Source organism: Planktothrix prolifica NIVA-CYA 540, from assembly GCF_963864145.1.
Lineage (GTDB): Bacteria > Cyanobacteriota > Cyanobacteriia > Cyanobacteriales > Microcoleaceae > Planktothrix > Planktothrix agardhii.
This window is the reverse complement of record NZ_CAWLTW010000001.1, coordinates 845,653-856,936: the sequence shown is the minus strand read 5'-3', so window position 1 is coordinate 856,936 and position 11,284 is coordinate 845,653. Positions and strand designations below refer to the sequence as shown.

The window sequence follows — 11,284 nt, the reverse complement described above, 5'->3', positions numbered from 1 at the left end:
TAGCTAGTTTTCTTAAATCCTTAATCACTATTTTACAGACCCCCGCCTCTGAATCTATTTAGATGGACTTAAAATAACTGGTAATTTAAGTACCTAAACAAATTAATTACACATCCTCTACCCCGTTCCCCCCCCTAGCCCCCGTGCACGGGGGTTTGGGGGGCTGTTCCCTCTCTCAACTAGGTAATTTATTTTGTGCAACTACTTATAACAATTTAGGTTGACATCCGCCCCGCCGTAAAACGGGCGGGGATTCCATCTATTTCAACAAATCAACCCTTCGACCGTTCGACTGGCTCACGGCTCAGGAGACAATTGTTGAAATCCTGGACGGGTTGACGCTTCGCCGAGATGCGCTTTCTTTGCAGAAAGTCTGACCTTCTCTCCACGTCCGTTTAGAGTCTCCGAAAGTCCTCCGGCGACTAAAATATTAATTGCGGCGTTAACATCTCGATCATGAAAAGTGCCGCAATTCAAACAAATCCACTCTCTAACATTTAGCTCTTTTTTGCCACCGCGAAAACCACAGCAAGAGCAAGATTGAGAAGTCGGAGTCCATCTATCAATCACTCGAAAATCACGCCCGTACATAACTGACTTAGCCTCTAACATAGTTCTAAAATACTGCCAACCCAAATCAGAAATGGCACGGGCTAATTTTCTGTTTTTAACCATCCCTGAAACGTTTAAGTCTTCCAAGACTATCGTTTGGTTTTCACGAATAATCCGGGTTGACAACTTATGAAGAAAATCGCTTCTGGTATCAGAAATTTTAGCGTGAAGTTTAGCTAGTTTCTTTCTGGCAACTTCCCTTCTTTTACTACCCTTCTGTTTTCTTGACAAATTTTTCTGTAATCTCCTTAAACGCTTTAACTGTTTCTTTAAAGGTTTAGGTGATTTAATTTTTTCGCCATTACTTAATGTAGCAAAATCAGTGATTCCTAAGTCAATTCCAACACTGCGTCCATTCTTTGCTAATTGTTGGGGATTAAACTCAACTACAAAACTAGCAAAATATCTGTCGGCACTATCTTTAATTAGGGTAGCACTAGAAGGCGTTGCGGGTAACTCTCTACTCCAAATCACTTTGATATCACCTATTTTAGCTAGGTGAATGTAACTAGAGTTAGGATAGAGTTTAAAACCATTGTCGGTGAATTTAGCAGACTGTTTAGACTTACGTTTCTTAAATTTAGGCGGTTTAATTTTCCGACCTTTTCTTTGCCCTTTACAGGATTTGAAAAAGTTAGAATAGGCCTGTTCTAAATCTCTCAAAGACTGCTGCAAGGGAACCGAGGAAACTTCTGTTAACCATTGCTTTTCCTCGGTTTTTTTGAGTTCTGTAAGTCTTTTAGAAAGTTCACCGCTAGAAGGTTTTTTATTCCCTGCATGGTATTGTTCTTGACAATAGGCTAAGGCATCGTTAAAAACCACACGACAACAACCAAACAATTGGGACATTAGCCTCTTTTGTTGGTCAGTTGGGTAGATTCTGTACTGATACCTTAACTTCATTCTTTGCTCTTAAAATCTTCTTATTTAGTATACACTACAATTGAATAAAAAGCCTAAGTGGAACGACGGGGTTTTAAACCCATTTTTTCGATAAATTATAAATTAAATCTTGATGAGAAAAGTTTCATCAAAGAGAAATCAATTTTTAGGGAACCTCCATCTACGGGATAGAAGGATGATTGGTTCCCCAAAATAGCCTGAGTTAATCGAATTTATTTGATCACGTCTTGAGACAAAACAATTTTTTCCATTTGCATTTGAGAGGCTACTCCCATTGAGAATAATGGTTTATAGCCGAACCAGTTCAGACTGACTTGCAAATGCAGAGACAACGTAATAAAAGCAGCCAACAATAATTTTTCTAACATAATCAACTCCCCAATCAAAAAACTTCTAGCCGCACCCTTCTATCGTAGATATATCTATATTAATAAGACGATGTTTCTTTTCCGTATGATTCCCTACAATGTTGATAGGTGATAAAATTCACATCAAATTCTGATCTGAATCACAAATCGTCAACAGCCAATCGTCAACACCTCAACGGCTAACCGTCAACCGTTAACGGTAAAATAACGCAATAGAGGTTTTTTGATAGAGTGAGAAGGAAAAATGCTGGCATATATTCTAGCGATTGCAGTGGGTTTAGCAAGTTTTGGCCTTTATATGGCCGCCTTCTTCTTTCCAGAAGTTCACCGCAAAAGTGATTTCGTCTGGAGTGGAGTGGGATTATTCTATGGCTTGATTCTGTGGGCCTGTGCGGGACGAATTACCGGAGCCGTACTATTAGGTCAGGTGGCGAGTGTGTCCCTGTTGATTTGGTTTGGATGGGAAGTTCTGACCCTACGACGAACAGCAACCCCCGTCACAGAACAAACCCCGATTCCGGCGAAGGTGAAAAAACGAGTTAAGGGTTTGATTGGTGTTCAGTCTCCGGTAATTTTTCCTGAACCTGTACAGGATATTGTTACTACTCCCGAACCCGTCTTTGAGAACAACCCAGTAGTTGCTCAAACCCCAGTAGAAACACAGGAACAACCCGAACCAGAAGTTATTTCCCCATCCCCAGAAATTGTAGAGGAACCTCCACTTCCCCCTATAACCGAAGAACAGAATCTTCCTGAAGTCGAAGAAACACCATCAGTAACTCCCTTAACTTCGGATACCCCGGTAAAAACACCCAAGGTTAAAGCTGACAAACCTCCAGTTATTCCCAAGGTTAAGACTGCAAAAACGACTTCTAAAACCCAAAAATCTATCCCGGCGCTCGCTGGAACTTTATCTGGTTTTATTGGTAATTTAACGGGTTTATTTAATAAAAAACCCAAAACCCCCAGCAAACCGAAATCCCCGGAACCCACCCCTGTTCCCCCCGTTAAGGTTATAGAAGATAATCAGAAGGTGGCGACGGATGAATTTGCTGAATTTGAGGATTTAGAAACAAAAATTGTTGAGGAGAACTCTACTCCAAAAACTGCGGTTAGTGTTCCCGAAATCCTAGAAGAAGTTGAAAAACCTGCTCCTTCACCCTTTGAACAAATTATTACTTCCCAGGTTGAAGGAGTGGTGGAGATAATCACAGAACAAGTTAATCCTATAGTTGAGGAAATACAGGAATCTGTGACAGAAGAAATATCCTCAGAAACTAATAATTTAGAACCAGAAACCGTTGTGGAAGTTATTACAATTTCTGAAATTGAAACAGCTTCAGAAACACTGGAATCCGAGGAAATCAACCCGTCCCCATTGGTTACACCTGAACCGTCTGACCAAAAATAAGCGCGAATCTAAACCAGAATCATGACCACTTGGCTTTGTATCAAACAATGTGGGGCTTGCTGTCATCTTGACCCCAGTGAACGTCCTGAATTAGATCAATATTTAGCCCCGAAAGACTTACAATTATATTTGAGTTTAGTCGGGGAAGATGGATGGTGTATTAATTTTGATTCTGAAACTAAAGAATGCAAAATTTATGATCAGCGCCCTCGATTTTGTCGGGTAGAATCCGATATTTTTCAAGAATTATATGGAATTGAAGCATCAGAATTAAATGATTTTGCCATTGATTGTTGTCAACAACAAATTGAAGGAGTCTATGGGGATTCTTCCCCGGAAATAGAGCGTTTTAATCAAGCGGTCGGGTATGAATCCTAGGGACTTTCTCAGTTTTTTATTGCCGGATGGGGTAAAATATGAAAAGATTATGATATAGTTTCAATATTACCCCAACCGTCAACCAATGATGAACACAGATTCAAGAGGATTAAGAGGATTTCACCGACTACGTTCCTTGCTTCGCTCAAGATTTATTTAGTGCGAAGCTCTTAGGATAATCCGCGCAATCATATTAATCCGTATTAATCAGTGTCAAACAAAGGCAAAAAACGTAATCCGTGAAATCTGTGAAATCAGTGTTTAAAGACCCCGCTAGTAACCTATCTGCGATCGCTAATTCCGAAAAACAGACAGATCAACAGCAAGATTCAGCAAAACCCAATACGGGGAAAATTTTTGTCTCCACATTCATTACTATTTTTTTAGCTGAAATTGGAGATAAAACCCAACTTACGACTTTATTAATGACAGCAGAATCCCATAATCCTTGGATAGTTTTTGCTGGGGCGGGAAGCGCATTAGTTTTAACCAGTTTCTTAGGAGTTTTAGTCGGACAATGGTTAGCTTCTCGGATTTCACCCAGAACCTTGGAACTGGCTGCGGGTAGCAGTTTATTATTGATTTCGGTGCTATTGTTTTGGGAAGTTTTACACTAAATTAGTTATAATTAAGTCTATGGATTTTCAACTATTAGGATTGACTTTTATCACGGTTTTTCTATCAGAATTAGGAGATAAAAGTCAAGTGGCTGCGATCGCTCTCAGTGGTACTAGCAAATCTCCCCGCGCGGTCTTTTTTGGTACAGCCACCGCCTTATTATTAGCCAGTTTCCTCGGTGTGATAGTGGGACAAGGATTTGCAGAAATTCTACCCACTCGTCTAGTTAAAATAGCAGCCGCCATCGGTTTTGCGGTATTAGGAATTCGATTATTATGGTTTACGGGAATACCCGGTAAGCCTAAAGATCAGTCACTTGAGTGCTGAGATATAAGCGACTCGTTCGGTTTTGCCTGGTTAATTCTTTAATTGTTCTCACTATAGCAGAAGCAAAGGCTTTTACAAAGTGTGATTATTTTTCTTAATCAAACCTTTGTTATTTTATCTGGTTATGAGTTTAAAATGAATAGATAACCTGTAATAGTTAAGACCATGACCGCACCCTCTGAACGGCCAGCTATTGAGAATCTTCGGGGTAAATTTACCAGTCCAGACATCCAGCAACGACTTACAGCCCTTTCAGACTGTCTGAAATTTGAGGGAGGCTTGGATTTACTAGCGCAACAAGCATTAACTAACCCTTCAGAACAGGTTAAACAATCTGCTTATTGGGTGCTGTATGGTGATAATCCTTATTTAACTGAAAATGTTAATTTGCGATCGCCTAATATTATACAAGATACTATTTCCTCTGTAGCAATTAGTTCAGAGCATAAAATTATCGTCGGTGGTGGTTGGAAAACCATCAGAATTTGGAATTTAGATACAGGAAAATTAATTGATACAATTAACGCCCATTCCCATTGGGTTTTATCCGTTGCGATTAGTTCCAATGGTCAATATTTAGTTAGTAGTAGTATTGACAAAACTGTTAAGTTATGGAGTTTAAAAACTAAAATTAATTTGCATACTTTTACAGGTCATACAAGTTGGGTTAATGTGGTTAAAATCACCCCAGATAATCAAACCTTAATTAGTGGGAGTGCAGATAAAACGATTAAAGTCTGGAATTTAGAAAAGAAAGAACTTGTCCATACTTTTAATGGTCATACCGGATGGATTTCTTCTTTAGCAATAAGTTCAGATAGTAAATTTTTAGTGAGTGGAAGTACAGATAAAACAATCAAAGTATGGAATTTAACCCAAAAACAATTATTAAAAACTATTGAAGAACATTCAGATTGGATTCAAAATGTCGCCATTAGTTCTGATAATCAATCTTTAGTTACAGGTAGTCGAGATGGAATTATTAAAATTTGGCAAAAAGATCCTAATACTCAAGGTAAAAATGAAAATTTTAATATTCCTTTTGTAACCGATGTTTTGAGTTTCTTTTTTGGAAAGAGTAATAATCAATCCCCATTTCAATTACTTGTCAATAGTTTAAAATGTGTTAAGACTATCACCGGAAAATTTCAAACAATGACTAATTTTGATATTACTCCTAATGGTAATATTCAAGTCATGGGAACCAATAATGGCAGTATTTATATTCAAAGCCCTAATCAATACCCTAATCAATCTCGTATCAATGGTCATGCTGGATTTATTAGTTCTATTGCTGTTAGTTCTAATAGTAAACTATTTGTTAGTGGGAGTCGGAATTGGATCAAACTTTGGAATTTACAAACAGGAGAAATTTTAAATATTTTAGAAGGTGAGTCTCCTAAACTAACATCGTTAAAAATCAATTCCCCAGGAAAAACTTTATATTGTGGTGACTATCAAGAGTTTACTATTCAAGGTTTCGATCAATATAATAAACCGATTAAAATTGAAAATATAACTTGGACTGCTACAGGAGGAGAGGTCGAAGACGGACTATTCCAAGCCGGAAATATATCAGGTTCTAACTTTAAAATTCAAGCACAGGTTAACTCGGTTAGTTGTCAAATTTCAATTACAATTCTTGAAAAACCTAAACTAACATCCTTAAAAATTAACCCTTCAGAAACAAGTCTATATTGTGGTAAATCTCAACAATTTAATGTTAAAGGTTTTGATCAATATAATCAACCTATTCCCATCGGACAAGTCACTTGGACGGCCACGGGGGGAACAATTAAAAATGGACTATTTACAGCCGGAAATATATCAGGTTCTAACTTTAAAATTCAAGCACAAGTTAACTCTGTTAATTGTCAAGTTTTAATCACAATTCTTGAAAAACCTAAACTAACATCGTTAAAAATTAATCCTTCAGGACAAACTTTATATTGTGGTGACTCTCAACAATTTAGTGCTAAAGGTTTTGATCAATATAATCAACCTTTTTCCCTCGGACAAGTTCGTTGGACTGCTACAGGGGGAACGATTAAAAACGGACTATTTACAGCCGGAAATATATCAGGTTCTAACTTTAAAATAGAAGCACAAGTTAACTCTGTTAATTGTCAAATTATAATTACAATTCCTGAAAACCCCAAACTAACATCGTTAACAATTAATCCTTCAGGACAAACTTTATATTGTGGGGACTCTCAACAATTTAATGTTAAAGGTTTTGATCAATATAATCAACCTATTTCCATCGGACAAGTCACTTGGACGGCTGACAATATACAACTTCCTAATAATGGAATATTTGTTGCGGGTCGCTTTGAAAAAACGGTTACTATTACCGCAAAAGTTGAAACAATTAGTCAATCTGTCCAAGTTGAAGTTATTGAACGTCCAAGATTAACCTCTTTGATTATTTCTCCATCATTGATAGAAATGTGTCCGGGTCAAACCTATCAATTTACAGTTGAGGGTTTCGATCAAAGAGGAAATTCTATTGCAATTAAAAATGTCAATTGGACTGCAACCGGGGGCAAAATTAACAACAATGGAAATTATATTGTTGGGGATAATAGTAAAGGACAATTCACCGTCACCGCTTCAATACCTGGTAAAACAATTAGCGCAACGGCTAAAATCATTGTTCCTTCTATTCTAACTAATCTGATCATTTCACCGCAGACTATTTATGCTGAACCCAATGAACCTATCACGTTTCAAGTTATGGGTTTAGATCAGATTGGAGATTGGTTTTGGGTGAATAATATTGAATGGAAATGTACCGCCGGAGGTCGAATAGACCGAGAGGGAGTTTTCAAAGGAGGTTATGAACAAGAACAAGTTACTGTAACCGCCAAAGTTGGGTTACTTCAAGTTAGTGCAACTGTTAATATATTACCTGTTTTAAGACGGATTCAGATTAATCCTAATCGGAATATTTCTCTTAAACCGAATGAAAGTATAACCTTTAATGTCGTTGGGTTTGATCAATATGGAAATGAATTTGAAACAGGAAATATTGTCTGGGAAGCAAAAGGGGGAAGAATTGATCGGAATGGGAAATTTACCGCTAAGGATAATGATAAAGGGTCATATAAAGTAACGGCTAAAGTTTCTCCATTATCTCCCTATGATATTCGCTCAAAAATATTCCAGATCAACCTGAAACAACTAATAATATCTCACCCACTTCTGAGCAGAATTCGTCTTCAGAACTATTTAATTTTGAAATCGCTTTTCAAGCCTGGTTGATCAAACAAGCGATTAAAATAAGTGTTCGTTTATTAGATTGGGTGGGGAACTTTTGTATTAATTTGGCTCAAATTAGTGATTCTGTTAATATCCAGGTTGTTCCTGTTTTAACAAGTCCAACGCCACGTCCAACACCACGCCCAACACCACGCCCAACACCATGTCCAACCCCAACTCCGACTCCAACTCCAACTCCGACTCCAACTCCAACTCCAACTCCAACTCCAACTTCAACTTCAACTCCAACCCCAACTCCAACCCCAACTCCGACTCCAACACCAACTCCCAAACCCAAGGAAAACCCGAAAAACGCAGAAGATTCTGATAATGACTCTGGTACCGATTCTGAATATAACGAAGATTCTGATAACGACACTGATACCGATTCTGAATATAACGAAGATCCTGATAATGACTCTGATACCGATTCTGAATATAACGAAGATCCTGATAATGACTCTGATACCGATTCTGAATATAACGAAGATTCTGATAACGACTCTGATAGCGATTCTGAATATAATGAATATTACTATAGAGAATTTTATATTCCTCTCTATCTGATACTGATAGATGATTCCTTATCTGATCAAAATCATTGGTTCTATAAAAGTCAACTTTTTTACGATGGATACTTTATTAATGATATCGAAACTTATGCTTATTATTTAGCCTATCAAGATTTTTGTAGTTTTTGTCAATATGATCAAGATTGAGATATAGCAGTTATGATTTTATGACTTAAAGCAGTGCGAGTGTCCTCCCTCGCTACACCCCAACATCTACTAATTAATTGTTTTAATATTATTGTATTTGCGATCGCCTATTCTTATATTAATATCAATTTTAGTAAGATGGTGCGTGTTAATTTGATTGAGGCTGCGATCGCTAATTTTTAAAAAAGTCTAACTGCTTGAAAATTTATCAAATTTATGATATAATTTTACACTCTTATCTATAAGTTGATTGATTTCCGATGAAATATTAGAAAATCGGGGATTATCAGAATTTGCTAGAGTTAAGCTAGTGCTTTCTACTGGAGCAGCAAAATTATGATTCAAGTAATGATTAGCCCACAGTCCTTACTGGAAACAGGCATTAAAGTTGAGAAGGTTGATAGCCTTCGACTCTTCAAATTTACCGACGAGTTACAATCTAACCTCGAAGACCTGCTAGACAAAAACAAGACAGGTTCGCTAACCCTAGAAGAAGAGGCAGAACTCAATGCCATTGGGGAACTTGACCGCATCTTTACCTACCTCAATTCTCTCTTAGTTGCCGAGCAATGACTATTAATGAATTGACAAGGCAACTCGTGCGGAAACGCGCAGGCTACCTGTGCGAATATTGCCATTCTCCAGAGAAAATCAGCACCTCTCGTTTCACCATCGATCACATCCAGCCGCGCTCTCTAGGTGGCTCTGACAATTCTGATAACCTGGCTTTAGCTTGTAGCCGCTGTAACCAGCGTCGTTATAACTTCATTGTGGGTCGGGATGTGGAAACCTCAGCAATTCTGCCTTTATTTAATCCCCGTCAACAGCAGTGGGCTGACCACTTCATCTGGAATGCAGAGGGTACGGAGATTGTCGGCACAACTCCTATCGGTCGAGCCACTTGTGAGCGTCTTGACCTCAACGACGAACGCTATAGAGGAGAACGTTCTATCCAAGAAGCCCGGACGCTATGGGTTCAGGCTGGCTGGCATCCTCCCTCAGAAGATCCCCGGCAGCTTGAGTAAGCAGATTTGTCCGGCTGCTCTACTTAATTGTTTTAATATTATTGTATTTGCGATCGCACATTCTTATATTAATATCAATTATTAATTGCGATCGCACTCCAGAAGAAATTGCCGAAAATATACTATAATTAAATTCAGTAACGAGGCAAACTCTATGAACTTGACTACGACACAACACAAGTATATAGAACTGAATGAAAACAACGTTCCCTACATTGCCGGAACAACCATGAAAGTAATTGAATTAGTTTCCGGTCATCTTGCTTTTGGTTGGAGTCCCGAAGAAATTAAATTTCAACATCCCTATTTAAGCATGAGTCAAATTTATTCTACCTTAGCTTACTATTGGGATAATAAAGAAGAACTAGATGCCGATATACAGCGACGATTTGAGAATGTTGAAACGTTACGTCAACAAGCAGGTGAATCTGCTTTAGTTAAAAAACTTCGCACCCAGGGACTTATTAAATGACCCTAGCCCTTTATATGGATGAACACATTCGCCGAGCAATTACAAATGGTTTAAAATTGCGCGGTATAGACGTTCTCACAGTACAAGAAGATGGACGAACTGGCACGCCTGACCCAATTTTACTTGATCGCGCCACAGAACTTGATCGTGTTATCTTTACCCAAGATGATGATTTTTTAGTAATAGCTAACCGTCGCCAGCAACAGGGGGTAAAGTTTAGTGGGGTTATTTACGCACATCAACAGTCTGTCACCGTTGGAGAATGTGTGCGGGACTTAGAAATAATTGCCAAAGCAAGTGAACCAGAAGATTTAGTGAACCAAGTTCAATACTTACCTTTTTAACAATAAAATTATTGTTTTAATATTATTGTATTTGCGATCGCACATTCTTGTATTAATATCAATTTTTAGATATAATAAATTAATCCTAACTAGGGTTATAAACCGATGCAACTCGAAGACTATTTCGACTTTTTACGTCCTGATGATATTCGGATCAAAGGAACTCGGATAGGGATCGAAACGGTTCTTTATGATTTCATCCATCGCGCCCGTACCCCTGAAGAAATTGCTCAAACCTACCCATCTTTAACCTTAGAACAGGTTTATGCCACAATTTTGTATTACTTACACAACACAGAAACCATCAATCAATATATTGCCAACTGGTTAGAGTGGAGTCATGAAAAATGGCAAAATCAGCAATTAAATCCAACACCAACCCTGCTACGATTACGCGAAATTCGAGCAGAAATGAAAAGAGCAGGAAAAAATAATGGAACTGAAATATCTGTTAGATGAAAATATTGCTCCTATCTATAAAGTTCAACTTGCTAAACAGAATCGGGATTTAATTGTTTGGAGAGTTGGTGATCCGAATAGTCCAAAAATGGGGACACTAGATCCAGATATTCTAACTTGGTGTGAGAAATTAGGTTTTATCTTAGTAACAAATAACCGGGCTTCTATGCCTGTTCACTTGGTTGATCATATCAATGTAGGGGGTCATATTCCTGGTATTTTTATCCTTAACCCCAAGTTAAGTATAGGTGCAAATATTGAGGAACTGATTTTTCTAGCAGAGGTTTCTTTTAGAGATGAATACCAGGATCAAATTATTCATCTACCTTATAGTTATTTATTGTAAATCAATGGTGATTATTGCTATTCTTTAAAAAAGTTTAATTA

General features: G+C 37.8%; 15 protein-coding genes and 1 pseudogene. 14 read left to right on the top strand and 2 right to left on the bottom strand.

Annotation, left to right across the window (positions count from 1 at the left end):
- Positions 1 to 297 precede the first annotated feature (297 nt).
- A complete protein-coding gene (locus tag AC559H_RS03995) occupies positions 298 to 1,461 on the bottom strand; it encodes an RNA-guided endonuclease InsQ/TnpB family protein (protein WP_431602504.1) in 1,164 nt (387 codons plus the stop codon).
- A 266-nt stretch (positions 1,462 to 1,727) separates the two neighbouring features.
- A complete protein-coding gene (locus AC559H_RS03990; RefSeq protein ID WP_155806209.1) occupies positions 1,728 to 1,883 on the bottom strand; it encodes a QAALIT motif small membrane protein in 156 nt (51 codons plus the stop codon).
- 244 nt (positions 1,884 to 2,127) lie between these two features.
- Between AC559H_RS03990 and AC559H_RS03985 the strand changes: the two genes are divergently transcribed.
- The 14 genes and pseudogenes from AC559H_RS03985 to AC559H_RS03920 all read left to right on the top strand — a co-directional run bounded on the left by AC559H_RS03985 (position 2,128) and on the right by AC559H_RS03920 (position 11,243).
- Positions 2,128 to 3,294 (top strand): Ycf66 family protein, encoded by a 1,167-nt coding sequence (locus AC559H_RS03985; RefSeq protein ID WP_051319437.1) that lies wholly within the window; start codon positions 2,128 to 2,130, stop codon positions 3,292 to 3,294.
- A gap of 21 nt (positions 3,295 to 3,315) precedes the next feature.
- Positions 3,316 to 3,672 carry a YkgJ family cysteine cluster protein gene (locus AC559H_RS03980; protein ID WP_026786992.1) on the top strand — a complete coding sequence of 119 codons (357 nt, stop codon included), beginning with the start codon at positions 3,316 to 3,318 and terminating at the stop codon, positions 3,670 to 3,672.
- 257 nt (positions 3,673 to 3,929) lie between these two features.
- A complete protein-coding gene (locus AC559H_RS03975; RefSeq protein ID WP_237746346.1) occupies positions 3,930 to 4,289 on the top strand; it encodes a TMEM165/GDT1 family protein in 360 nt (119 codons plus the stop codon).
- Between the two features lie 19 nt (positions 4,290 to 4,308).
- Positions 4,309 to 4,617: a TMEM165/GDT1 family protein gene (locus AC559H_RS03970; RefSeq protein WP_026786994.1), complete on the top strand. Its 309-nt coding sequence runs from the start codon at positions 4,309 to 4,311 to the stop codon at positions 4,615 to 4,617.
- Between the two features lie 165 nt (positions 4,618 to 4,782).
- The gene (locus AC559H_RS03965) at positions 4,783 to 7,881 is read left to right on the top strand and encodes a WD40 repeat domain-containing protein (RefSeq protein WP_051319438.1); all 3,099 of its coding nucleotides are present in this window, start codon (positions 4,783 to 4,785) and stop codon (positions 7,879 to 7,881) included.
- Positions 7,878 to 8,597: an MSCRAMM family adhesin SdrC gene (locus AC559H_RS03960; protein WP_026793798.1), complete on the top strand. Its 720-nt coding sequence runs from the start codon at positions 7,878 to 7,880 to the stop codon at positions 8,595 to 8,597. The genes AC559H_RS03965 and AC559H_RS03960 overlap by 4 nt, the downstream gene beginning before the upstream one ends.
- 33 nt (positions 8,598 to 8,630) lie before the next feature.
- Complete coding sequence (locus AC559H_RS03955; RefSeq protein ID WP_158442062.1) at positions 8,631 to 8,780, top strand: hypothetical protein; 150 nt, start codon at positions 8,631 to 8,633, stop codon at positions 8,778 to 8,780.
- Positions 8,781 to 8,933: 153 nt separating this feature from the next.
- Positions 8,934 to 9,170 (top strand): hypothetical protein, encoded by a 237-nt coding sequence (locus AC559H_RS03950; RefSeq protein WP_026786995.1) that lies wholly within the window; start codon positions 8,934 to 8,936, stop codon positions 9,168 to 9,170.
- Positions 9,167 to 9,349, top strand: a pseudogene (locus AC559H_RS03945) (HNH endonuclease); the annotation flags it as partial. The gene AC559H_RS03950 and the pseudogene AC559H_RS03945, both read left to right, overlap by 4 nt.
- Before the next feature lie 30 nt (positions 9,350 to 9,379).
- A complete protein-coding gene (locus AC559H_RS03940; RefSeq protein WP_237745539.1) occupies positions 9,380 to 9,622 on the top strand; it encodes a hypothetical protein in 243 nt (80 codons plus the stop codon).
- A 154-nt stretch (positions 9,623 to 9,776) separates the two neighbouring features.
- Entirely contained in the window at positions 9,777 to 10,094 is a 318-nt protein-coding gene (locus tag AC559H_RS03935) for a DUF433 domain-containing protein (protein ID WP_026793796.1), read from the top strand.
- On the top strand, positions 10,091 to 10,438 hold the full coding sequence (locus AC559H_RS03930) for a DUF5615 family PIN-like protein (RefSeq protein WP_026793795.1): 348 nt from the start codon (positions 10,091 to 10,093) through the stop codon (positions 10,436 to 10,438). Before AC559H_RS03935 ends, AC559H_RS03930 begins: the two co-directional genes overlap by 4 nt.
- A 105-nt stretch (positions 10,439 to 10,543) precedes the next feature.
- A complete protein-coding gene (locus tag AC559H_RS03925; protein WP_026793794.1) occupies positions 10,544 to 10,897 on the top strand; it encodes a DUF433 domain-containing protein in 354 nt (117 codons plus the stop codon).
- Positions 10,872 to 11,243 (top strand): DUF5615 family PIN-like protein, encoded by a 372-nt coding sequence (locus AC559H_RS03920; RefSeq protein WP_026793793.1) that lies wholly within the window; start codon positions 10,872 to 10,874, stop codon positions 11,241 to 11,243. Before AC559H_RS03925 ends, AC559H_RS03920 begins: the two co-directional genes overlap by 26 nt.
- Positions 11,244 to 11,284 lie beyond the last annotated feature (41 nt).